This is a genomic window from Paenibacillus baekrokdamisoli (assembly GCF_003945345.1).
GTDB classification, from domain to species: Bacteria; Bacillota; Bacilli; order Paenibacillales; family Paenibacillaceae; genus Paenibacillus_Z; species Paenibacillus_Z baekrokdamisoli.
The window spans coordinates 5,587,920-5,613,728 of record NZ_AP019308.1 but is presented as its reverse complement, the minus strand read 5'-3'; the positions used below and the strand labels follow the sequence as shown (position 1 = coordinate 5,613,728).

Here is a 25,809-nt window from a genome sequence, read left to right as displayed (position 1 = left end):
TCTCCTTTAGAATAATCAACTACGCGCGGATAGCAGCAGCTTGCGCAAATAGGCGGTAATTTCCGGTGAGTTGCCCTTGCGAATTAAACTTTCGATTTCTCCGGTCGAAATGGAATCGACGAGATTCACGAAATCCTCCATCGCGTTCACGCCCTCGCGAACGGCTTCCAACCCGTCTTCGCGGTATGGATATTGATCGATCGACAACCATCCGTCGTAACCGGTGCGCTTCAGCCAATAGAAAAATTCAAGAGTCTCGATCGTATGGACGCTTCCTACGATCATGTCGTCGTCCCAATGACGGTAGTTGTCGTTCATGTGGACGTGAAAAAGCTTATTCCCGTACTTCTTGAGCAAGGCCACCGACTCGGCCGGCGTTTCGTACGCGTTCAGCGAATGGCCGAAATCGATCGTAACCCCGATGTTATCCGTTCCGATTTCTTGCGCGATAAGGAGAGACGTGGCGACGGTACTTAAATAGCTATGCGTGCGGGGCTCTTTCACTTTATATTCCAGACTGATTTTGACATCCGGCCGATAGGTGCACACTTCTTTGATTCCTTCCGCGAACCAATCGCGTTCTTGTATATAATCCGCTTGGAAGAGATAGTCATAACCATCTTGACCCGGCCATAACGAGATCAGGTTTCCACCCAGCTCGACAGCCGCATCTATCATTTCCTTCGTATGGGCGACCGCCAGATCCCGAATGGCGCCGTCTTTGGAAGCGAAACTTCCATACTTCCATTTCATTTGGCCGAAATGATCGGGAATAATAGAAACGAGCTTAAGCCCATATTCGTCCAGATGCCGCTTAATTTCCTTAACGTTGTTGTCCGTCACGTGCCATGTCCCGATCAATTCCACCCCGCCGACTTGCGGAATTTTCGACACCCGTTCGAATAGCTCGGAGATCGAATACGGCTTCTCGTAACCCGTCGTTAAGTAACGATCTGAACAGGAACCTACGTTGGACAAAATAACCGAATATTTGGCACTCATTGATGATCACTCCTATTAATATTGAATTTCGAATCGTTCGTTTGCCAATGGATCTCCATTCCCCGCCATCCATAGATTTAATCGACTAATTAGATCCGCAATCCTCTCTCTCTGTTCGTACCTAAAGGCAAGGTTGCACGTCTCCATAGGGTCGTTCTCTAGATCGAATAGCTGCAGGCAATTCGTGCCTAACGAATGCTCGGGTATTGCATAATAACGGATCAACTTCCATCTGCCATCGCAAATCATCCTTTGGCAACTGCGGTATACCGCGACAACCTCCGAACGAACAGATGATACTTCTGACCGGATGAGCGGAAGCAGATCGTAGCCGTCTAGATCATCCGGAATGACTGCGCTAGCCAACCGACATATTGTCGGGTACAAGTCGACTTGATGTGTCAACGCTTCTATTCGGTGATCCTTCGGTATATCCGGTCCGCTCCATATCACCGGAATACGAACACTGTGCTCATAGAGATTCTGTTTTCCCATAAGACCATGCTGTCCAAGCGATAACCCATGGTCGGACGTGTATACGATATGAGTATGTTCGCGCAGGCCTTTATCGTTAAGGGCTTGTAAAATTTGGCCGATCTTGAAGTCCATATGGCTGATCATGCCGTAATAATCCGCGATATGCTTACGAATTCGACTGCGGTCACGCGGCCAAAGTTCAAGCTTTTCGTCCCGTACTTCCATCTCACCGTTATCGAACGGATGAGCAGGCATCCAGTTAGCCGGCAGTCGAATCTCTTCTGGTGAATACGAGTTTGCGAACGACTCAGGGGGCGTGCGCGGATCGTGCGGTGAAGTGAAAGCCACATACAAGAAGAAAGGCTGTGGCGAATCATATTGATCGATGAAATCTATTGCCGCATCGGCGAACATATCCGTTGAAAAACGTCCGTCCACATATGCCTCCGTATCGGCGAATTGTCCTAATGGATCATAGTCCTGCACGGGCAGACGCATTGGATCGCCATCTCCGCCGAAGAAAATTTTCGCTCCATCGGCAAAGCTCTCCGAGAAGCTCCGCTTATCGTTATGCCATTTGCCGACGGCGAACGTATGGTATCCTGCTTTTCTAAGCTGGAAGCCCAGCGTTTCCAGTTCCGGCCTGATCGTCATGACGTCATGGTAATCAGCAGCCTCGGGAGCGCTGGAAGCCCGAAACCAATTTACTCCCGTATGCAAAGCCGCCCGCGCCGGAACGCATACCGCAGGGGAAGTCCCTCCCATCGTATAAGTCCGTTGCAGAGAGGTGCCTTCCCGCATCAGTCGATCTAGATTAGGCGTCCGCACCTGTTCATTGCCATAGCCCCCGATGCTTTCCTGCCGATGATCATCGGCGACCAGCATAATCACATTGGGCTGCATCGAATCCCCCCTACTCTTAAACCCATACTAATTCAGTGCTAACGATTAGTTCGCGTTCATCCTCGAGGATAAAACAAAAGATAGTCGTTCCATCAGGGAGAGCAGCGCTTGCATGGTTCGCCCTTGCGTTTAAATCGGCTGCAACCTCTTGCCATCGCCTGGTTTGCCAATCCCCATCATCCTGCGTATACAGAAGCTTTGCGAATTGGATTGGGCTCCCAGTTTCATATTCAGCCCACGCAACCCCGTCGCTTACGCCGAATGATCGCGTAATCGCCAATTGGGTGCCCCTCCCTGTATTCGAATCCGCATAGGCGATAAACTCCATCGTTCCCCAAGGCTCGTGGTAACCATGCTGCCAATCTTTGATTAACCTCAGCGTCGCTTTTCCCTGTACGCTTCTATAGGTTCTATGCCAGTTGTCCAACGGAAAACACGTATCATTCGTCCCTGTCGCCCACATCATCGGAATCCTAGATTGATGAACATACCTGCTAATCTCGAAATTGTCATTCCATAGGCCGAGCTGCTCCTTGCTCATTCGCTTCATCTCGTTTGCCCAGTGAGAGCCTTGTTCGAAATAGCCACCGGCGTACACCGTAATGGCATAACTAAGCCGCGATTCCAGCCCCGCGACGATTTCCGCCAAGTAGCCGCCCCAGGAAATGCCCATCAAGCCGATTTGCGAGGCATCGATTTCCGGTCTGTCGTCCAAGATGGACACCGCGCGTATGGCCGCCGCGACGGCATGATAAGGCCACATCTCGGTTACGGTTTCCGTCGATATGTTGAAAAAAAGCTCCTCATTCGTTTGATTCGGGCCCCCGTCGCTCATCCGATCCCCGTCGGACCCGTTTCCAAACAAATCCATCGCGATCGCCGCGTATCCCCTTTCCGCCCATTGGCCCGCCCACTCGGGAAACGCTTTGCCAGCGCCTCCATGCAGGAGGACGATTGCCGGAATAGGACCTTCCATTTGCTTAGGCTGCGCATAATAGGCAAACACGCGCGTATCCCGTCCTTGATAAGACTCGTTCGCATAAGAAAGTCGGGTTAAGGAGTATGCCGAATATTCAGTCTCTTCTTCCCATTGCATGTCAGGAACCTGACTCAACCCTGCAAGATCCCATGGACCGACGTAGCGTTCGCTCTTCATAGCTCTCCTATCCCCGTTTCGTCCGTATCCTCAATCAACATCCCACCAGAACGGTCTCATCGCTGCCTCCCCCAAGTCGGCAATTCGTATGCTATTTCTCATTCTTTTACGCTTCCCAGCACGATGCCATGGATGAAATACTTCTGCAAGAACGGATAGGCGAGCAAGATCGGCAGCATGCCGACGAACACCTGCGCGGCCCTGACCGTCCGATCCGAGATGAAGTCAAGCAGCTTCCCGCTTTCTGGATCTTGCATTTTGGATAGATCTGGCATTGTAATAACCGTTTGCAAGTAACTGGAAATCGGATAATGCGACGGGCTGTTCATAAGAATCAACCCGTCGAACCAGGCATTCCAGTGACCCACTATTGTAAACAGCAAGATCGTCGCCAGAGCCGGCATAGACAGCGGCGTATAAATTCTGAGTAAAATCGTCCACTCGCTCGCGCCGTCGATTTTCGCCGATTCATCCAGTTCTTTGGGCAGCCGCCGAAAAAAATTCAATAATAGAATCACGTTGAACACCGGCACGGCACCCGGAAGCACCAGCGCCCAGATCGAATCGAGCAGTCCGAGGTTTTTAATTGTTAAATACCAAGGAATCAGGCCGCCACCGAAAAGAATCGTAAACACGAAATACCAGACGTACGCGGTACGAAACCGAAACTCCCGGGTTTCCTTGGATAGAGGATAAGCGATCAGCAGCGTTAGGAGCATGTTGACTAACGTGCCGAGAGCGACCCGTTTCAGGGTAATGATCATCGACGTAACAAATTGCCCTTGGGAAGCCACGTATCGGTAAGAAGCGATCGTAAATTCCTTAGGCCAGAAAAAGACGTTGCCTGCCGACACCTGCACCTTGGAACTAAGAGACATCGCCAGAATGTGCAGGATCGGCAAGAAACAGAGCGCGGCTAACACGGATAGCATTAAATAATTCGCGAGGACGAACGATCGCTTGCTCCATGACATTTTGTGCAACATGGTCACATGGCTCCAATCAGAAAATTCTATAATTTGCGAAACGATAGGCGCACCAGTAGGAAACCGATATCAATACGAAAGACACGGCCGACTTGAACACGCCCAGCGCCGCGGACACGCTGAATTGGAAATTTTGCAGCCCCATTCTGTAAATCATCGTGTCGATGATGTCTCCGCTCTCCATTACCGGAGCGCTGTACAAATTGAACACCTGATCGAACCCGGCATTCAGGACATTCCCAAGGCTAAGCGTCATCATGAGAATGACGATCGGCAAAATTCCGGGAAGGGTAACATACAGCGTTTGCTTCCATCGCCCCGCACCGTCCAGAACGGCAGCTTCGTATAATGTCGGATTTATGCCCGTTAAGGCTGCCAGATAGATGATCGTATCGAACCCGAACTGCTTCCAGGTATCCGATGCGATCAGCGTCCAAGGGAACCATTTGTTATCGCCGAGAAAGAATATCGGCTTGATGTTCATAAAACCTAGCAAATGGTTGACGACGCCGTCCAGGGATAAGACATCCATCAATATGCCCGCCAGAATGACCCAAGATAGGAAATACGGCAAATAAATAAATGTTTGTACGATCCGTTTGAAGAACTGCTTCCTTACTTCATTCAAGAGCAAGGCGGTAAGCACAGGAATAATTAAAGTCAGGATGATTTTCATCGACGCGATATACACCGTGTTCCACATGACCCTCCCGAAATTCGGAAGCATAAAAATGTATCGGAAGTTGTCCAGTCCTACCCATGCAGAGTGGAAGAAACCTTTGGTCGGATAATACTTCTGAAAGGCGATGATAATTCCGAACATTGGAGCATAGGCGAAAATAAAGACGAGAAGCGCTCCAGGCAACAACATGAGATGAAAAGGGACTTCTAGTCGCAAACTTCTTTTTTTCATTCCTCACTCCCCATTTCCAATTCAAGCAGAAGGGCGAAGGGGTTTCCCTTCCCCTCCCCTCCCGCTTTGGACGTCTTATTTGTTTTGCGCGTACCACTCGTTGACTTCCTTGCCGATTTGCTCGCCGCCAAGCTTGCTTCGATTGGCTACGAATTTATCGAATTCATCCAACGAAGCAGCGTTCATGATGATCTTGACGAAGGTCTCGCTTTCCATCGTGGCAAGCGTTGCCGCCTTCTCATCCATCGTTGCCGTCGATCCGCCGTAAAAGCTGTCCACGACAGTAAAATTCGGATCCTTCTGATAATTTGCTCGTACTTCGAACGGACTCACGTCGGTTTGATAGATCCACCATTGCTGCCAACCGTTCATGTCCGTTCCGTCGCTCGCTTTCACCATGTCATACGTTTTCTTTAATTCCTCGGGCAATTGCGACCCGTCGCCGCTAATGAGCGCGTCCCTGACCGCCTCATAATTGAAATCCTTGACGTAGGCTTGGACCGGAGATTGTGGAAATACGGCGTACTTGGCATTGTCCACCCAAGCATAAATCTTGTTTTCCGCGCCTTTGCCCGCGCCATCTTCCCCGTATACTTTACTGACGAACAAGTTCATAATTTTTAGGATCGCTTCGGGATGAGCGAAGCCTTTTTTCGCGACGTAGAACAAGCCCGCGGTAATCGGAACGCTCGGACGGGCCGGTTGATCGTCGACCGACACCAGTGGGAGCGCTTTCCATTTGGCTTTCGGATTTTTCTTCATCGCATCGATCAGGACGGTGGCGGATTCGGATATCGTTCCGTAGAACATGCCTACTTTTTCGGAAACGACATCTTCTTTCAGCCGATTAAAATCTTTCGTTCCAAATTCCCTGTCGAGCAAGCCATCCTTATACATCACTTGAAGACGAGTTAACGCGTTTTTCATTTCGGGTAGCGTGCTGCTATAAACCAATTGACCGGACGAATCCGGCAACCAAATACCGGGATAAGCATGATATCCGTTCAGGAAGCCCGTCATGGACCCTCCGCCCGCGAAAGTAGGCAGCAATCCAAGACCGTACGTATCATTTTTCTTGTTGCCGTCCGGGTCGTTCTTTGCGAACGCTTCCGCCACTTTGACGAGCTCATCCAATGTCTTCGGCTCGGATAGCCCTACATTCGCGAGCCAATCGGTACGGACATATAAGGTCAACGCGGAATCTCTGGGATCGCCCGAATACTGAGGAATCGCCATTAATTTCCCATTATACAGCGCCATTTTCTGAGCGGGCATTAACGACGACTTCACTTGTTCCTTCAGAAACGGCATGGCGTAATCGTCGAAAACCTTCGTCATATCTTCCACCAGATCCGCATCGACAAGTTGATTTAACTGCTGCTTGGTCACGGCCATGATGTCCGGCAAATCGTTGGAGGCGATCGTGACGTTCATCTTGTTGTTGTACTGGGAGGAATCGACTTGCCAAGCCCACTTCACGTCGATCCCGAGCGTATCGTTGATCAGCTTGTGCCACAGATTATCGTTATCCCACGATTGTCCGGCCGGGAACGAGGCCCAGCCCTGCGTCATCAGAGTCGATGACAGCTTAATCGGGGGATCGTATTTGGTGAAAGGTCCGTCCTTGGCTCCCGCTTGCTCCGTTGGGTTCGAAGATGCCGTTCCGCTAGGTTCGGAATTACCAGCGGTGCTTGGTGCCGCATCATTCGACTTGCTGCTGCAGGCACTAAGAACGGTCAGCAATAAGGCGACGACAAGCCAAACCGGTATGAATTTGCTTTTGTTCACTGAAGTCCCTCCCCAAGTTAACGCGAATAAATTGCTTTTTGCTTATTTGTTTTTGACGTACCATTCGTTGACTTCTTTCGTGATTTGCTCCCCCCCGAGCTTGCTCCAATTGGCTACGAATTTGTCGAAATCGTCCAATGGGGCGGCATTCATAATAATCTTGACGAACGTCTCCAATTCCATCGTGAACAAAGTGGACATTTTCTCCTCCATCGTCTTGGTCGACCCGCCGTAAAAGCTGTCCACGATCGTGAAATTCGGGTCCTTCTGATAATTAGCGCGAACTTCGAACGGGCTGACGTTGGTTTGATAAATCCACCATTGCTGCCATTTCCCTTCGTTGACCTCGGTGCCGTCGGTCGATTTGACCAGATCGTACGTTTTCTTTAAGTTTTCCGGCAATTGGGAGCCGTCATTATTCTTTAACGCGTCCCTCACGGCCACGTAATTGAAATCCTTGACATACGCTTGAATGGGAGACTGCGGGAATACGGCATATTTGCCATTATCTTTCCAGGCGTAATTGCTATCCGCGCCCTTCCCGGCTCCATCTTCGCCGTATACTTTGGTGACGAACAAATTCATGATTTTCAGAACGGCTTCGGGATGCGTATAGCCTTTTTTCACGACGAAGAATGCACCTCCGGTAATCGGAACGCTCGGCCGCGCTGGTTGGCCGTCGATCGACACGAGAGGCAGTGCCTTCCAGAGCGCCTTCGGATTTTTCTTCATCGCCTCGCCGAGAATAGTTGCGGATTCGGACGTCGTTGCGTAGAACATGCCGACTTTCTCGGCGATGACGTCTTCTTTTAACCGGTTAAAATCTTTCGTTCCGAATTCCTTGTCGAGCAAGCCGTCCTTGTACATTTGCTGAAGCCGTCCCAACGCGGTTTTCATTTCGGGCAGCGTGCTGCTGTACGCGAGCTTGCCGGATGAGTCGGGAACCCAGATAGCGGGGTAAGCATGATACCCATTCAAGAATCCCGTTAACGATCCCCCGCCGGTATAGAGGGGCAGCAATCCGAGGCCGTAGGTATCGGACTTCTTATCACCGTCTGGATCCTTCTTGGCGAAAGCGTCGGCCGTTTGGACGAGTTCATCCAACGTTTTCGGTTCAGGGAGACCCACGTTCGCAAGCCAATCGGTGCGAATGTACAACGTCAACGCCGAATCTCTTGGATCGCCCGCGTACTGGGGGATCGCCATGAGTTTGCCGTTATACAAAGCCGTCTTCTGAGCGGACAAAAGGGATGATTTCACTTGTTCTTTCAGGAACGGCATGGCGTATTGATCGAATGCTTGAGTCATGTCTTCGACCATGTCGGCTTCTACCAACTGGTTCAATTGTTGTTTGTTCACCATCATGACGTCTGGCAAATCATTGGAAGAGATCGTTAAATTCACTTTGTTGAAGTATTGAGCGCCGTCGACTTGCCACGCCCATTTGACGTCGATGCCAAGCGTTTCACGGATGAGCTTGTGCCAGATGTTATCGTTATCCCAAGTTTCTCCGGCTGGGAAAGTCGCCCAACCTTGCGTCGCAAGCGTGGACTTCATCGTAATCGGCGTTTCGTATTTGGAGAAGGGACCGTCACTTGCCGCATTCTCGTTTTTGCCTGCCGCAGCCTCTCCGTTCTGCCCGTCAGCACCCGTCTCCGGATTTGCGGATGAGGTGGTCGGGCTGCCGCTTGAACCAGCATCGTTCGATTTGCTGCTGCATGCGCTTAGTACGGTCAGAAGTAACGCGAGTACAAGAAGAAGCGATATTCTCTTTCTCTTTTTCACTGAATTACCCTCCTTGATTGATAGATGCACGCTCATCATAACACCCCCCTTCGGAGGGTATCTATTCTAATAAATCCACTTTTCGTTGCATGTTTTTGATTGCACGATCACGTGATACTGTTATACTTTAACGACTTCGCAGCAACGTTCAAGGCCTACTAGCTTCGTTAATCGGATTGGACGCCTTTCGGCAAAAAGGCTTTTACGATCCCCTTTTCGGGACCCTAAAAGCCTGATCATACCGCTACTTCTCCAACTTCATTTCACCGATCTGCGCGTAATACGTTCCATTCGAGGAAACCCTCGATTTCGTGATATACAGTCTAATGTAACGCGCCATCACCGGAGTTCGGATCGCATAACTTTGCTCGAGGACGCCCGGATCCCCGTAACCGACATAGCTTAGACCCGGAATATCCATCCAGTTCTCCGCCTCGTTTCCGTACTGGAATTTGAAATCTACAGGGAAACAACCTCCTGAACCCGGTTTCAGCAAAATCTGCTTGATCGTTTGCGAGGAGCCAGCATCCACGTAAAGCCACTCCGTCGCAGCTTCCGTAACATGGCCTATACTCGACCAGCTCGTGCCGACATTGTTGTCGATCGCCCTTACAGCTTCATAACCCGAACCAGCCGAAGAGGAAGCCATGGCAGACGATAGACTTTGCGGCGTAACGGAGGTGTAAAAGGTTTTCCGCAAATAGGCCGTATTCTTCTGCATTGGCCCAATCGTTGCAAGCTGGAAATAATACCATCCGTTTCCTTGGTAATCCGTCAGCTTGGTTGCATACATCCGAATATACCTGGCAAATACGGGCGTAAGAAATTCGAAATATTGCACGTTAGAGAAGTTGATTCCCGGCTTAGGATAGTCTATATAGGATGCTCCCGGGATATCCGTCCATGCGGAACCGTCGTTACTGGATTGAAATTTGAAATCCTTTGGAAAAAAATCGCCGTAATACGTCGGCTGCACGACCACGTAATCGATGCTCCTGGCGCTTTTCATGTCGATGGCAATCCATTCCGTTGAAGCGGCCGACGTGTGCACGTCACTGGACCAAAGCGTGAAAAAAGAGTCCCATGAGTCTCTATCCGTCACTTGGCCCGGCGGTCCCCACGATAATTGGCTGGAAGCAAATGCCGTGAAATTACCTCCGTATATCGTTGCTTCGTTAATCTGGAAGTAATAGTTGCCCGTTGAATCGCCGCGAAGCTTCGTCGCGTTCATTCGAATGTACCTGGCCTGAATGGCTCCGGAGAACACAAACTTAAGGTCGACGCAGCTATTCGGCGCGGGATAATCGGAATAGCTCTGTCCGAGTACGGTCGTCCATACCGTGCCGTTAACGGAAGATTGAATCGAGAAGTCCTTCGGAAAATATTTACCGTTATACGTCGGATTCAGGACGATCGCGCCCACGCTTTGCGTTTCGCCCAAGTCGAACGTAATATTTTCGGTAAAAGCTTCGCCGGCATGTCCCGCGCTCGACCAAGTCGTGCCCAGATTTCCGTCGCAAGCAAAGCTTCCCGAATATCCCGGGTAAGTACTTGACGCCGATACGGAATTTACTTGCAGCTTCGTCGCCGCAATCCAAGACTGAGCGTATTGCATTTCCTTGACTGTGACTTCGGCCAACTGGCAATAATAGCTGCCGCCAATCGAACTTAATCGGGTAGTGTATATTCTCACGTATCTTGCTCTCGTGGGATCCGTAAATATAAAATCCTGCGAGCTCGCCCCGGGGTTCGGATAGCCGGCATAATTGTGTCCCGATACGGTCGTATATTGAATACCGTCATTGCTGACTTGAATAGAGAAGTCGACCGGGAAGCCGGCTCCCGGCGTATCTTGCCTTGGCGTCAAAGTAATCCCCCTGACGTCTCTGGCAATCCCCAAATCGATGCGAATCCATTCCGTGTTGGCGGCTCCGGCATGTCCCGCACTCGACCAGCAAGAAGTGGGATTGTTATCCCAAGCGTTCAGGGATGAGTAGATTTCGCTTGAAGCCGAGGATGCGATAATCGATGCCGGGGAGAGCTCATCATTGTTGGCGCCGGACCAAATCCACTGTCCTGGTGAACCGCTCATGCCGGGAATCAAGCTTTTCCATGGCGATACTCCGTAATGGCCATAGGAGGTTGCATTCGCCCACGACGTATCATCGAACGCGGGATCGCTGATGTCCCCCTCGGCGGTTCGGCTGACCTTCCATGAGCTGTCCGTATAGAGCTTCGAACCGTCTGGCAAATTGACCTCGGCGATGACGCCGCCCGTACCATCCGATGCGGTCGTGTTGTAGCCGACGAATCCAGACGAGGGCAAACTGACGACGTTAAGGCCGTTTTGCAGCGGCTTAGGGCCGACATATTCCCATGTATGCGATTTACTTACGATATCAGAGCTTAAACCCAGCTTCAGTCTGTAATAATTCGGTTGAAGAGCAGTCAGATCGAGATGTCCGTTCGGGGTTCTTTGCAGCGTGACCGTCTGTCCCGACGCGATCGCGACCGTGCGATCGAACATGCCGGATACGGTTGTTCCGTCTACCGCCCAAGTGTACGGGCTGCTATAGGAAGTCGCTCTGATCCTGACGGAAGAGACTGTAACGTCGATCGACAGATCCATACCCCAGTAATTGAATTTATCGATGGCAAGGGAAGTAAGCGCGGCAGGAAGATTAGGCGTAATGTGGAGCCCGTCTTTATCCGCTTTAATTCCCATGAAGCCATAGAGAGCGATCGTCGGAAACACGCCACTTTCGGGAAACTCTCCCCACACGCCTACGTTGCCTTCACTGCCATGCTGATTATTTTCCCCGTTGAATAATGGATTTCCGCCGCTAAGATGGTCTGGTTGATTAAATCGGTTAAGTATCGTTGCCAATCTCGCGTAGGCATTGTCAGCGTCCTTACCGATGATTCTCGCCATTAACTCGTAATATCCAAGCCACAGCGTCGTCCCTCCGGCTTCAATTACGTTGTCGTACCCGAGCGTAGGATCATATTGATAGACCCACCAACCGCCCGAAGCCTTGACCGGATTGTCCGTAGCCAATAGCCTTGGTCCGACCGCCCATCTCGTAAATACGTCGGCCGTGCCGGATGGCGTTATTTTATTCGTGAAATAATCGATAATCGAGCTCGCCCTAGCCGGATCTACGAGCCCATTGGCGATCGCTTCCAGATTCACGCCAGTCATGTCGTAATCGTGCACGGCTCCCGTAATATCGATGCATTGAATGAATTTGTTGCCGTCCCAGAAGATCGCATTGTACCCCGTCTTGACGTCCGCGGCGTAGTTCGCAAGCTGAAAAGCCTTGGAGGCATTCCCAACAATGGACTCCAATTCAGCCATACGATTCAACGCCGCGTAACAATAAATATTGTCGTAGGCATCCTTATACCCGAACGGGAAGCCGTCCCAAAGATTGGATGAACCGTTCTGATAGGTGCTGCCTAGATGGATGCCGTCGTTCAGGATAAAAATTTTATCCGAGGCGGAATAATAGGTTAACAGCTTGTCCATGGCCGCTCTTAACTTCGGCATGATCAATCCCAGAAAATCGGTATCCCCCGTCGCCATGAAGTATCTGCAACTTCCGTTAATGTAATTGGCATTCGCGAACAAGGCATGATTCGTGCCGGTCGCGTAGTTTTTCTGACTGCCCCAAGTAAATACAGTGCCGTCCGAATCCAATTGCATGTTCAACAGCGATTCTCTTTCCTGATCCCGTACGTAGCTTTTCAAGAATGATTTCTCAATCATCGTCAATTCCTTCCAAATGGAAGGAGGCGCCCAGGAGCCCGGCCAACTGAAGCAACGTTCGTAGAACATGGCATTTAAGGATTCGGCTACCTCGGCGTCGGATGCCCTAAAGGTCGGATAACCATCGGGCTTCGTATACGCTCCTGGAACATAGACTTCGATATTCAGCGTTTTCGCCATTTGTTGACTCGGGTTAAGCCGGGAGTGCTTGGCGGTATTGATCTTCGAGAACCGCAGCGTCTGGCTGTCGGCATCATTATGGGGACTCATAATGCCGCTATCCGGCGTAAAACGCAAATCGTACCCGTTCGTACCGAAGGCGTGTATCCAATTTCCGTACAAATCCAATGCGTCGTCTTCCGTTAAACGCTTGTAATTGCGTATATCGATATACTGATCCTTCTCGGTAATAAATTTGCTAAAATAAATTTTCGCCGGATCTGTCACGTCGTAACCGTCCCTTTCGAACGGCGTAACCAGCTTAAAGCCCGGGCTTGTGAACAGAACCGCCGCTAAGCCGGTATTCTTAATGACGTAGCTGCAGTGGAGTGTATTCACGCTCAAAGCAATCGTCCAGTCGCCTTTGATCTCCGTCGAGCCGAAAGGGACATCACTTATCGTGAGCGTGCTCCCGCTTATCGCCCACGTCCCGAGCGAGCTATAACACGTAATTTCCCCTCCGTCTTTATAGAGGCTCATATAGAGCGAACCGCCGCTTTTGATCATATTGCCTTTATAACTGCCCGTCCCGGCCGGATCGACCGAGATGGCGTCGATAATCCCGTTAATGCCGGAAACATACAAGTAAGGATTCGTGATCGTATATCTCGTCGTAACCAACATTCCGTTATCCCCTCTCCGTTATCCCAGCTTCCCTTTGTAAAGCCGCTTACCGTTTCCGGTCAGACTGGGCACTGCGATTCCTTGTAGGTTCATGAGGGAAGGACGACCATTCATGGATGGATCGATCTTCTCCTGTGTCGCCGAAGGTCCATAATCCGGCTCGTTCCAGGCAATTTTCTTGCTTCCCCAATCCGCACCCAACTCCTTAATGAGCAAGCGGTAAAGATAAGGTCCAAGCACCAGCATCATCATGGCCATGAATGAACTGCGCATGAAAGTTCGCCTAGGAAGAGGTTTGGTCAGAAAATCATTTGCGGCGATCTGGAATACCATACCTTCGTCTACCTGTTCGCGCGAATGAACTACAGTCATCTTTTCCGTTGCCATTGCGATCCCGCCTTTCCGATCCGATGGAGGATTCAATCATTTTTCGCTTGTTTGCTATGGACGTATCCCGACAAAACGACGCTGATTTCGTAAAGAACGATTAAAGGTATCGCCACGATCAGCACGGATATGACGTCGGGCGGCGTTATTAGCGTCGAGATTAACAATTGCGCCATGTACGCGTATCGCCGCGTTTTTTTCAACAGGGCCGGATTCAATAGACGAAGCCGGGTAAGGAACATAATGATGAGCGGCATTTCGAACAGTAAGGAGATGGGCAGCAATATATTGAACATAAAGGAAAAGTATTGCGTGATTCCGTATACATCCTTAAGCTCAAGACTTTCATTAAAGCTGGAAGTAAACTTGAACGTTAAAGGAAACACGATGAAATAAGAGAAGCTTAGTCCAATCGCGAACAGCGCGGCAGAGTAAGGAATATAACGCAATGCGGCCTTTTGCTCCGGAACGTCCAAACCGGGTTTAGCGAATGCCCATAGATGATAGAGAGTAAGCGGACCCGTCACGACGAAGGAGAGAAGAAAGGCGGCCTGCATGTATACCCGCAAGCCGTCCCAAGGGGTAAACGCGTTCCATTCGATTCCCGAAGCCGGCTCTACGCTTTTAAAATATCGCAAAATCGGCTTAGCCACGATAAACCCGGCGATCATGGCAACGGCCATCGCAAGCAAAATCCAGATCAGACGTTTACGTATTTCTCCCAAGTGATCGACAAGCGACATTTGATTCGGTTGCATAGGCTTGTCCCATCCTTCACCCTCGCGCTTCGGGTTTAGATTCCGATAACGCCAAGGGATTCAGTTCGAGATTATTCGTTTCGTCGGCTCGAACCTCTTTTCGTTGCGGGGACAGGGGCTCAGGCGAAGGGTCCTCGATCAATTCCTTCGTCCCGTTCTTGAATTCCCGAAACGTTTTGCCGATCGCCCGTCCCAATTCGGGGAGCCTATTAGGGCCAAACAAGAGCAATGCGGCAATAATTAATAAAATAATCGTTGAAGAGCTGAAATGCGGCATCTGTTGCACCTCCTGAGTTTAGGGATTGAAAGCGCTTCCCGATCTCATTGTAGCAACCGCCCAATTGGAAAACTATTCTAATGATTTTACTTCCCTTTGCAGTTTCTTGATTGCACAATTCCGCATGCCGCGTTGCCTTTTATTTACTTCCCCACCGATTGATCTCTGAATTCCTGCGGCGTCATCCGAGTCGCCTTCTTGAATACGCGATAAAAATACTGGACGGAGGCGAACCCGGCGGCGGCCGCGATATCGTTGATTTTCCGGTTCGGGTCGGTCAGCATTTCCTTCGTCTTCTGAATACGGTAATCCGAAATGTACTCGGAGACACCAATCCCGTTCTTCTGCTTGAACAAGCGGGAAAGATACGAAGAATTATGCTTCACGCTCTCCGCGATGACGGTCAGCGAAAGCTCGTTAGCCAAGTTGTCCGTGATAAGTTTCTTCACCTTGCCGACCAGCTCGTCTTCCTCTTCGTGAAGGATTCGGTCCTTGTCGTCGAAGATCAACTCGGCGCAGTGATAGAGATAACCGACCGCTTCGTCCCAGGTTTCATGCAGGTTCGGACGGGCAAGCCTGCTCCATTCCAACGAGGTATCGACGGATGGGGCACGTCCCTCCCTTTGCAAGGAAAAGATCAGGGAGACGATCATATAATAATTTTTTTCGTATGCTCCATCGCTTAGTAATTCCCGTAGAATTTCCATGAATTCGGCTTTGAGATTATTTTCCAGGCATTGGCCAAGACGATTCAGCCGATGAACCGTATCCTGCGTCGACATCAGAATCGAAGTATCTTGATCCGTTTCTTCTCGATCGACGATCAGAAGTTCCTGGCCGGACCCGAGTCCCCAAGCGAGCTTAGACTTTAATTCGGCGAATTTGCGGGCGGAATGTTCCCATTCGATCGGCCGATCCGCCAGAACGACGGATAGCTTCAGCTTGATCAATTCCTTGCATGCCATCTGAATTCGCTCGAATGTCCCTAAGACGAACCGACTAACAGTGCTCCAAGTGTCTTCCTGAATTCGGTCAAGACTGCTCGGTTGCAACTCCTTCGGTTGAATAAACCAAATCAGGTTAAATCGGTCGTAGACGAAAGAAACCTCTTCCACCGTCGTGTCCAAATATTCGCTCGCGATGTTCTGAATGGAGTACATCAACAAGTAGCGGTCATAGTAACTGATGCCGTCTGCCCATTCGTCCACCCTGCCCACCACTTGCAATGCGGGCAATTTCGGTTTCAATGGAATTTGGAGATCTTCGAATTGCGTTGCGATGAAGCTCTCCCCGATACGATCCCCCTGCAGAAGATTGCTGAAGAAGTCTCTTTGCATCACGACCATCGCCATCTGCATCTGGCTTTTGGACTTGGCGATTAATTGTTCGATCTCGATCGAGGCTTCCAGTTTTTGAATCGCCTTCTCCACCGCAGCAATGACGACTTCATCGCCGTCCGTCTTCAGGACATAATCGACAGCGCCTTTGCGGATCGCTTTCTGAACGTAATCGAAATCGTTGAAGCCCGACAAGAAGATCATCTGGCAGCTCGGCCAGAACCGGCAAATCTCATGCTGCAACGTCATGCCGTCCATTCCGGGCATGCGGATATCCGATACGACGATATCGATTTTCGTTTTCCTCAGCCTCTCCAATGCTTCCTTGCCAGAGTATGCGCCTATCACTTCCAAATCAAGATGAGTCAGTTGATGAAATACGTTCATCAACCCTTCTACAACGTAATCTTCGTTATCTACGATCAATAATCGATACATTTGTATGTTCTCCTTCCTTATGCGTTTGCTTTATGCGGTATACGAATCTCGACTCGAAGACCTCCTAAGTCGCTTCTGGCGATTCCAATCCCGAAAGCATCCCCGAATTTCAACTGCAGCCTGCGATGGACGTTCAATAGTCCGGTCGTTTCCATATCCTCGCGCGTATCACGCAAACGCTCTTGAAGATCGTCCAATTGCTGATTCGTCAACCGATCTCCGTTATCTTCGATCCGGATCGATACTTCTTCATTGGAATAGAAAATCAAGAATCGAAGCCGCCCGACGCCTTCCATCTCCTCGAGCGCATGCTCGAAGGCGTTTTCCACGACCGGCTGGACGATCAAACGAGGAATAGGGATATCCGCCAATTCGCTCGGCATCTCTTCCCACTCCAGCTCCAGCTTGTTGCGGAATCTCATTTTCAAGATGTCCGCGTAAGTCCGCGCGTGATCGATCTCCATTCCGAGCTTAGCTTCGTCTTGAGCGTTCCGGGTAATATATTTGAGGTAATCGCCTAATAGCCGCGTGTACATCTTAATGTTCTCAATGTCTTCGTCTTGGACAAGACGGTGCAACCGATAATACGTGTTATACAAAAAATGCGGATTAATCTGCGCCTGCAAGTGGCGAAGCTCCGACCGTTGGGAACGAATTCCTTGCTCGTATACGTCGTGGATCAACGATTGGATCGTTCCGACCATCTGATTGAACTGCTCGTATAAATAATGAATTTCATCCCGGTTTGTATGGATCAATTGAACGTCGAAGGCGCCATCCTTCACTTTGCGGAATGCCCGAATCAATCGTTGCAATGGTCTCTGCAGAAACAAATAAATCCAATATGAGAATAATACCACGATGACCATAGCCGTCACGATCAAGATCCGAAACCATTTCTGGTAGATCGCGAGCGGCTCCAGCACGACTTTCTCCGGCACGTAGATCGTGAGTGCGACGCCATAGGCCGGTGACTGCTCGTAAGCTACGATATAAGAGTCATTGCGAACTTTCAGCAGCCGTTGCCCAGAATCAGACGATCCTTCGGCGCCGTCGTTAGCCTTAATCATTTCCTTGGAAAGGGACGCGTTTCCGTTGTCCCCATGCAAGCTCCATTTATGCCGCATATCGGACAATATCGCGCTGGCGCCATTCTCGGACAAAATTCGCGACAGAGCAGACTCGATTTTGGAACGGTTAAGTACGATCTCCATCCAATAAACAGGCAGATTATCGTCCACGTAATGGGTATTGCCCGTCGGGAATCGTTCGACCATGATCAGCTGGCCGTTCCATTGGATGACCGGGTACTCCTTCAAGCTTATCGTTCGATGGATGCTTTTCTGTTCATCGGAAATATGGAACAGAATTTGATTCGGCTGTACGACTTTGTCCTCGGACACCATGAACAATCTGACGTCCTCGATATAAGAGCTCGACGATTTCAGCGTTTGCACTTTTTTCTGAAGATCAAGAATGGCGACCCTTCGCTCGTAATCGCTCATCGCCGAGGACAGGACGCTTAAACGCTGAATATCCCGATCGAAAATATATTCCCTCTTCAGATTCACGATATGTTCCAGCTCCAAAGTGAGCTCGTTCAGATAGAAATGGACTCGCGAGCGAAGCGAGCTCTCTATCTCTTGGCGGATCGTTTTCTCTCCGTTGATGACGATCAAATAACCGACCGATAGAATCGGAATGATCGCCACGAAGAAGGCCAGGCATATTTTATGGAACAAACCGAATGACAACAAGTTGCGATTATGGAAAAGCTGGCGCACGCGGTCACTCCATTCTTGGCTGTGGTAAGCGGTTTCTTCCTCATTATACAGGGCTTTAACCCACTTTTTATTTGTATTTTTTTTACTTCGGTTTTATCTTTTCTTGACTTGTTGCCTAGCGCTACTTAGATTCGCAGGAGTAGGAGTTTGTGTGCGAATACAAAAAACTCCAAGCAGCTTATTGCCGCTTGGTGGTTTTTATTATGGACATATGTTCTTCTCCTCCGGCATGCCCGAAGCTAGACATCGTATGCTTGTATAACTAACTGCGCAAAAAAGCTGTCCCAGGTCTTGGACCTGTTGGAACAGCCCCTCTTATTCTACCTTACTATACAGTTGCGTTTGTTCTAGCTCCGTCCTTCGACATCCGGTATACGCTAAGATCCTTGCTGCCTGCCACACTTGGCTGATAAGCATCATAGCTAATACGGCCCAGCTTATTCGTACGATTGCCACCAAGCTGAAGCAGGAAATAGAGCAGTTCCGACGCGGCTTCAACAGATCAATTTCGTCATAATAGCGTAAGGCATCAATTGAAAAAACTTATAACCATGTTGATACGTACTTTCACAGTTTTAATATCCTGACGAGTCTGACGATTGTTCTTTTTGTCGTTTTTAAGAAAAAAAGACCATCCCTCAGTCATATTTATGACTTCTGGGACAGCCCCTTGCCCTTGACCATCATTAGTCAATGATTCATTCTTGACTTATTCAGATGCTCTTTCCATTTCATAAGCTCATGCAAAACCACATGAAACATCTTTTTGAAACATCCTTAAGCGTAAAATAATCCCTATCTTATAACAGAATAGGGACTATTCTAGACTTACTTTATTTTAAGGGGTGTATTTGCCGAGACCGCCAATATAATCGACCCCTTCACTTACCCATTGCGCTGATTCATACGCTGTTGTGCTGCCGATCACGGTACCGGAAACTCGACTAACCGATTGATACGGGCAGAAGACCACGATATCCATAAGTTTGTTTTCGTAGTAGAGAGAGAGTGTGACCGGTTGAGTATCATCATAGTAGAAATTCATCATCGTATTGTAATCCACGGGGACATCAGTTTCAGAGTAGGAGGACTCCACGATCATGAAGAGGCCACCGCTGGAGATCTTCCCGTTTTCCAACGTAATTGGTTCACCGCCGTTGGAGCGCTCGATGCGGATCTTGGAGGTATCGATGTCATGGCCGGTCGGGTTGTACAATTCTATCGCTTGTAGGTTGCTGTCGCTTTGGCCCCAGACCAATTCGGAGAAGAACAGACCTTTCGGTACCGCTGCTTCGAAGGTGACCGTGAACGTGGTTTGCTTGCTTCCTCCCTTGCCGTCATTTGCAGTCACGGTGATGATTGCAGTGCCTGCATGTACCGGTGTGATGGTCAGGTCCGCGCCATTTATCGAGACCGTTGCTGCATCCGTGTTCGCGGACGCGGCCGTATAGATCAGTGCGTCATTATCCGGATCGGAGAATGTGCTGGTCAAGCTAACGGTTCGGCTACCATTCTCTACGCTTGCCGTGAACGATGATATTGTGTTGACCACTATCGGTTCACGGTTCACCGGCGTTGCTGCTTCGAAGGTGACCGTGAACGTGGTTTGCTTGCTTCCTCCCTTGCCGTCATTTGCAGTAACGGTGATGATTGCAGTGCCTGCATGTACCGGTGTGATGGTCAGGTCCGCGCCATTTATCGAGACCGTTGCTATACCCGTGTTGGCGGACGCGGCCGTATAGGTCAGCGCGTCATTATCCGGATCGGAGAATGTGCTGGCCAAGCTAACGGTTCGGCTACCATTCTCTACGCTTGCCGTGAACGATGATATTGTGTTGACCACTATCGGTTCACGGTTCACCGGCGTCGCTGCTTCGACGGTTACCGTGAACGTGGTTTGCTTGCTGCCTCCCTTGCCGTCATTTGCAGTGACGGTGATGATTGCCGTGCCTGCATGTACCGGTGTGATGGTTAGGTCCGCGCCATTTATCGAGACCGTTACTGCATCCGTGTTCGCGGATGCGGCCGTATAGGTCAACGCGTCATTATCCGGATCGGAGAATGTGCTGGCCAAGCTGACGGTATGGGTCCCATCAGCAAATCCTACTGTAACCGTATCAATCGTGTTTCGAACGTATGGCGCATGATTTACGGGAGAATTTCCGTCAGACTGATTTGAAGAACCCGGTACAGAAGGTGTCTGTATGATACCGTCGGCGCTGAGCACGTGGGTGATGCTTTTCTGTACAGCCTGATAGTTTTGAATGACTTGAGAAACTTGTGTATTAGCCGGAAGCTGCAGATTCTCTACAGCTAACGAGGGGTCAAGCGTTACCTTGGCCCCCGCGCTGACGATTTGCATATTCTGCAAAGAGCCAGTCCCTTTTAAGCTGAACTGGGCTACGGTGTTCAGAATGATTCGTTCTACTCGGCCTTCTATGTTCAGACTCGATACCCCTTCTTTGACGATCAACTCGCCGGGCACGTTTCCTCTCAATGTCACGTTATCCCCCGAAATGCGCAGCGAAGTGTTGGCGGAGATTGAGGATGCGTTGATAACGACCCCCGATTGAACGATTTCAAGCTCCTGAATTCCATCCAGGTTACGGTTCAAAGAATTAAATTTCAAGACAGCGCCAACCAACGCTTCACGATTCGTGTCACCGATTATTTGTTTCAGCTTGCCCGCGACCAGGTACGGTACGCCGTCGATAGTTACAATGTCCCCGTCAACCCGGTCGATCTTAGCAGTCTGCTGCTCTTGTTTGAAAATCTCAACAAGAAACAAAGCGATATCTTCACGTAGCAGAGCGCCCTTTGGGTTTAATCTGCCATCCGGCGTATCAATGAGTCCCAAACGAAGCGCCGTGTCTACCGATCCGGATGCCCATACACTAATTTGTGATTGATCTGCAACTTGGGATACTTGTCCACCGAGCGCTTCGGTCCCGCCGATCGCTCGTACAAAGATCGTCGCTAATTCTTCCCGTGATACTGGATCATTTGGTCGAAAGATGTTTGTCTTGTCTCCACTCATCAAGTCAGCACCCTTGACGGCTTCAATATAACCAGAGGCCCAATTTATAGAGTCTACGTCTTTGAAGGATGAGGACACACTGCTCTTAATTTGCAAATGTAATGCTTTAGCTAATATGACTGCTAGTTCTTGGCGGGTTAGCTGAGCTAACGGGTGGAACTCTCCGTTCGGGTAGCCTGACAAAAGTCCAAGGCGGACTGCTTCGCGGATCGCTTCGGTTTTATCCTGCGGTATTTGGGAAATATCGGAGAACAAACTGGTGGGCTCGAATGTAGCCGAGTAGGCAACGGAGCCAAACACCATATTGAGGGCAAAAACAGCCATTCCCCATTTAAGCGAAGAACTTCTCATGGAACTCCCCCTTGATCGTAGATAGTATACATGCTCTGGCTTATTTTATCGGACAGAGAATATGGAATTTTAATACCTAACGCAGGTATTCCATGGTAAATTTAAAATATAAAGAAATCGCTCCTTTTAGTAATGGTTGGCTGTTACCTCCATTTCATTAAAAAAGAGTGATTTCTTTTTCTATTTGCCGTTCCACCCATTCATTCATTCGAATTATAGAAACGTTTCTATTTGAGTATAAAATAAAGTTTAAACCGTATCCAACTACTTAAGTCACCCAATTACTATGTATTTTAGAATGATTTTAAATGGGAAAAGATAATATATTTCTTCGATTGACTAAATAATTAAGATTTATTACACTTGATAAGTATCAATCGAAACGTTTCTATTGTTAATGTAGCTAACTATTAATTAGAAATGAGTGAATCATTATGACAAACACAGTCGATTCTAACCTTCATTTGCAAGATGGCCCTTTGTGCTTCACCTTTTTGAATAGTGGCGATTTACACAAAGCGTCCTATGGAGATACACTTATCAATCAGCTGCTTGCAAATCCCATTGACGGATCGTTAAATAATTTGCACCTTCGTCTTCACCTTGCAACAGGCATCGAATCGGTGCCGCTGCTCGGCGTTCGTTCCGAAAGCCGCATGCGTTATTCGGCGCAAGGGTTGACTTGGGAGGGCTCTGCTTGGGGGATCTCCTACAAAGTGGATTTCCGTCTTGCAGAACGCGGTATTTGGTTCTGGGATGTCCAGCTGGACGGGTGTGACGCTGAAGTGGATCTGATCTACGGTCAGGATATCGGCATTGCCGACAAGGCTGCAGTACGTTCTAATGAAGCCTATTTATCCCAATATATCGACCATAAAGCCTTCAAAGATGAAGAAAAAGGATATGTCGTTTGTTCCCGTCAGAATCAACCACAGCAGGGAAAATTCCCTTATATGCAGCAGGGGGTGCTGACGGGGGCAGTCGGATACTCCACAGATGGCTTCCAATTCTATGGTCTTTCCTATAAAGAAACGAATGAACCAGAACAGCTCACAAAGGAAACACTGGCGAACGAAATTTACCAGTACGAATTCGCCTATGTGGCACTGCAGTCTGGACGCATGAAGCTCGAGGGACCGACTCGGATTGTCTTCTACGGCCTGTTCAAAGAAGATCATCCATCGGCCGTAACAGCACTGGAGTATGGGACAGAGATTGCGGATGCTTGGATGCAAATCGAAGCGCAATTACCAATCGAAGGGCGTTCTATCGAGAAGACGGCCCTTAAAGCCACTATCGGCAATCCTTTGCAGTCGCTGGAGATGAGCCGCGAGGAAATCAACCTTCGCTTCCCAGTTCGACTACAAGAGGAATGGGACGGAGAGACACTGCTTTCATTCTTTACACCAACATATGAGCATATCGTGCTGAAGGAAAAAGAGCTTCAGGTCGAGCGCCCGCACGGGCATATTTTGATGACTGGCAATAATGACCGGATGAACGAGCATATTCTGACCTCGACATCGTATATGTACGGAATATTCAACTCCCAGCTCGTGGTCGGCAACACCTCATTCAACAAAATGCTAACGAATGCCCGCAACGCTCTGAACGTCATGAAAACATCTGGACAGCGTATTTATGTCGAATTGGATGGCAATTACCGGCTTTTAACCATGCCATCTTTATACGAGATCGGGTTTAACTATGCCAGATGGTTTTACAAAATGCAGGAAGACACACTGATCATCACCACTTTTACTACAATTGATACGCCTGAGGTTTATCTCGAGGTTACCTCCGAGAGCGGAACGTTGTATCGTTACCTCGTAACGAATCAAGTGACGATGAATAATAACGAGTATGAAGTGCCGTTTCATTTGCAGCAAGACGGCGATACGATAACATTCCGAGCGGACAGCAGTTCGCCTAGCACTTCCGTTTATCCGGATTTGTGCTACCGCATGCGAGTGTCGGGAGTAGAATTAAACGTCGGTGATGAACGTATGCTGGCGGACAATGTCAAGCCTAACGAAGCATCACTAGTCGTTCTGGAGCTTGGCATGAGCAAGTCTTGGAGCCTAGCCGTTCAAGGTTTACTCCATGGACAGGAGCTGCCTTTTGTCACGCGAGATTCGGAATCGGAAATTATAAAATATCGCCAATACTTTAAGACGATCTTGAACGGGTTCCACCTCTCCTTAAATGACGGAGCCAGCAGTGAGCTGGATAAAGTAAACATTCTAGCTTGGTGGTACACCCATAATATGCTCGTTCATTTCTCCGTACCGCATGGCCTTGAGCAGTACGGTGGAGCAGCTTGGGGAACGCGTGACGTATGTCAGGGACCAGTCGAATATTTCATGGCGACCCAAAAAAACGGCATGGTACGCGACATCCTGTTAACGGTATATTCCCATCAATACGAAGATACCGGGAATTGGCCGCAATGGTTTATGTTCGACCGTTATTCCAAGGTCCAACAGGAAGAAAGCCACGGCGATATTATCGTCTGGCCACTTAAAGTACTGGGCGATTACTTGAACGCCACGAAGGATTACAACATTCTTCAGGAGCTTGTACCGTACACGGACCGCCATACTTTCGAGTTTACAGAAGAGCGGTCAACTTTACTTTTGCATGCCCGTAAGGAAATCCAATATATCAAGGATCATTTCCTACACGGAACACACTTATCGTCTTACGGCGACGGCGATTGGGACGATACACTCCAACCAGCAAATGCTCAGCTTAAGCAGTATATGGTAAGCAGCTGGACGGTCGCCTTGACCTATCAAACGATTAATCAGTTGTCCGCAGCGCTAGTGGACTATGATGAAGTGTTGGCTGACGAATTGAACAAGCTCGCATCCAGCATCCAAGCAGACTTCCATCGCTATATGCTGCAGACGGATGTCATTCCCGGATTTGTATATATGGAGGAGCCGGAGCAAGCGGAGTTGATGCTCCATCCAGAGGACACGAAGACAGGCATCCATTATCGTCTGCTGCCCATGACGCGCAGCATGATCAGTGAACTGCTTACCAAGGAGCAGGCGGAAGCGCATTATGCGCTTATTAAGGAAAAGCTGTACTGTCCAGACGGCGTAAGACTGATGGACCGACCAGCCAAGTACACCGGCGGCGTAAGTACCCACTTCAAACGTGCCGAACAGGCGTCCAACTTCGGAAGGGAAGTCGGGCTGCAGTACGTACATGCTCATATCCGCTTCGTCGAGGCGATGGCTAAGCTCGGTCATCAGGATGAGGTATGGCAAGGGCTTCTGATGATAAATCCGATCGGTCTTCGGGACGTCGTTTCAAATGCCGAGCTGCGCCAGAGCAATTCTTATTTCAGCAGCTCCGATGGTAAATTTAACGACCGTTACGAGGCGCAAGAACGTTTTGATGACCTCAAACAAGGCAAGGTGCCGGTCAAAGGCGGTTGGAGAATCTACTCTAGCGGCCCGGGGATTTATATGAATCAACTGATCTCCAATTGCCTCGGCATCCGCCTTGAGGGTAATGATTTGGTTGTCGATCCTGTTCTGCCTGCTCATTTGGACGGCTTGCATTTTGAATTCCAATTCATGGGCCGACCTATCAAATTCGTCTATCATCTCAGCGGCCAGCCAGTAAGCCGCGTGTTGGTGAACGGCGAAGCAGTATCCGTTCAAATGGTACAGAACCGCTACCGTCAAGGCGGCTTGCGAATCACCCAGGAGCAGCTTGAATCGGTTCTGATGTCCGAGAGCAACATCATTGACATCTTCATGTGATAATGCGGAAAGAGATTAGAAAAGGGCCGCTAGTTTCGT

15 protein-coding genes are annotated in these 25,809 nt (G+C 49.4%); 1 reads left to right on the top strand and 14 read right to left on the bottom strand.

Going from position 1 to position 25,809, the window contains the following annotated elements; genetic code table 11:
- Nucleotides 1–15 precede the first annotated feature (15 nt).
- From EKN16_RS24695 to EKN16_RS24630, 14 genes are all read right to left on the bottom strand, one after another.
- Nucleotides 16–1,002: a sugar phosphate isomerase/epimerase family protein gene (locus EKN16_RS24695; RefSeq protein ID WP_125663302.1), complete on the bottom strand. Its 987-nt coding sequence runs from the start codon at nt 1,000–1,002 to the stop codon at nt 16–18.
- A 15-nt stretch (nt 1,003–1,017) separates the two neighbouring features.
- Nucleotides 1,018–2,382 (bottom strand): sulfatase family protein, encoded by a 1,365-nt coding sequence (locus EKN16_RS24690; RefSeq protein ID WP_125663300.1) that lies wholly within the window; start codon nt 2,380–2,382, stop codon nt 1,018–1,020.
- Nucleotides 2,383–2,398: 16 nt separating this feature from the next.
- Nucleotides 2,399–3,538: an alpha/beta hydrolase family protein gene (locus EKN16_RS24685; protein WP_125663298.1), complete on the bottom strand. Its 1,140-nt coding sequence runs from the start codon at nt 3,536–3,538 to the stop codon at nt 2,399–2,401.
- Between the two features lie 98 nt (nt 3,539–3,636).
- Nucleotides 3,637–4,524, bottom strand: coding sequence for a carbohydrate ABC transporter permease (locus EKN16_RS24680; RefSeq protein WP_125663296.1), 888 nt, complete (start codon nt 4,522–4,524; stop codon nt 3,637–3,639).
- A 16-nt stretch (nt 4,525–4,540) separates the two neighbouring features.
- Nucleotides 4,541–5,437 (bottom strand): ABC transporter permease, encoded by an 897-nt coding sequence (locus tag EKN16_RS24675; protein WP_125663294.1) that lies wholly within the window; start codon nt 5,435–5,437, stop codon nt 4,541–4,543.
- Between the two features lie 75 nt (nt 5,438–5,512).
- Nucleotides 5,513–7,225, bottom strand: coding sequence for a type 2 periplasmic-binding domain-containing protein (locus EKN16_RS24670; protein ID WP_125663292.1), 1,713 nt, complete (start codon nt 7,223–7,225; stop codon nt 5,513–5,515).
- Between the two features lie 42 nt (nt 7,226–7,267).
- The gene (locus tag EKN16_RS24665; RefSeq protein ID WP_164522982.1) at nt 7,268–9,010 is read right to left on the bottom strand and encodes a type 2 periplasmic-binding domain-containing protein; all 1,743 of its coding nucleotides are present in this window, start codon (nt 9,008–9,010) and stop codon (nt 7,268–7,270) included.
- Between the two features lie 244 nt (nt 9,011–9,254).
- Nucleotides 9,255–13,622, bottom strand: a complete 4,368-nt coding sequence (locus EKN16_RS24660) for a discoidin domain-containing protein (RefSeq protein ID WP_125663288.1) — start codon at nt 13,620–13,622, stop codon at nt 9,255–9,257.
- Between the two features lie 18 nt (nt 13,623–13,640).
- Nucleotides 13,641–14,009, bottom strand: a complete 369-nt coding sequence (locus tag EKN16_RS24655) for a hypothetical protein (RefSeq protein ID WP_125663286.1) — start codon at nt 14,007–14,009, stop codon at nt 13,641–13,643.
- A gap of 32 nt (nt 14,010–14,041) precedes the next feature.
- A complete protein-coding gene (gene tatC, locus EKN16_RS24650; RefSeq protein ID WP_125663284.1) occupies nt 14,042–14,767 on the bottom strand; it encodes a twin-arginine translocase subunit TatC in 726 nt (241 codons plus the stop codon).
- 16 nt (nt 14,768–14,783) lie between these two features.
- Nucleotides 14,784–15,044, bottom strand: a complete 261-nt coding sequence (locus EKN16_RS24645) for a twin-arginine translocase TatA/TatE family subunit (protein ID WP_125663282.1) — start codon at nt 15,042–15,044, stop codon at nt 14,784–14,786.
- Nucleotides 15,045–15,187: 143 nt separating this feature from the next.
- Nucleotides 15,188–16,819, bottom strand: a complete 1,632-nt coding sequence (locus EKN16_RS24640) for a response regulator transcription factor (protein ID WP_125663280.1) — start codon at nt 16,817–16,819, stop codon at nt 15,188–15,190.
- 17 nt (nt 16,820–16,836) lie between these two features.
- Nucleotides 16,837–18,603, bottom strand: coding sequence for a sensor histidine kinase (locus EKN16_RS24635; protein WP_125663278.1), 1,767 nt, complete (start codon nt 18,601–18,603; stop codon nt 16,837–16,839).
- Between the two features lie 838 nt (nt 18,604–19,441).
- Nucleotides 19,442–21,991, bottom strand: a complete 2,550-nt coding sequence (locus EKN16_RS24630; protein ID WP_125663276.1) for an S-layer homology domain-containing protein — start codon at nt 21,989–21,991, stop codon at nt 19,442–19,444.
- A gap of 434 nt (nt 21,992–22,425) precedes the next feature.
- On the opposite strand from EKN16_RS24630, the gene EKN16_RS24625 reads away from it, so the two are divergent.
- Nucleotides 22,426–25,770: a GH36-type glycosyl hydrolase domain-containing protein gene (locus tag EKN16_RS24625; RefSeq protein ID WP_125663274.1), complete on the top strand. Its 3,345-nt coding sequence runs from the start codon at nt 22,426–22,428 to the stop codon at nt 25,768–25,770.
- The last annotated feature ends 39 nt before the right edge of the window (nt 25,771–25,809 follow it).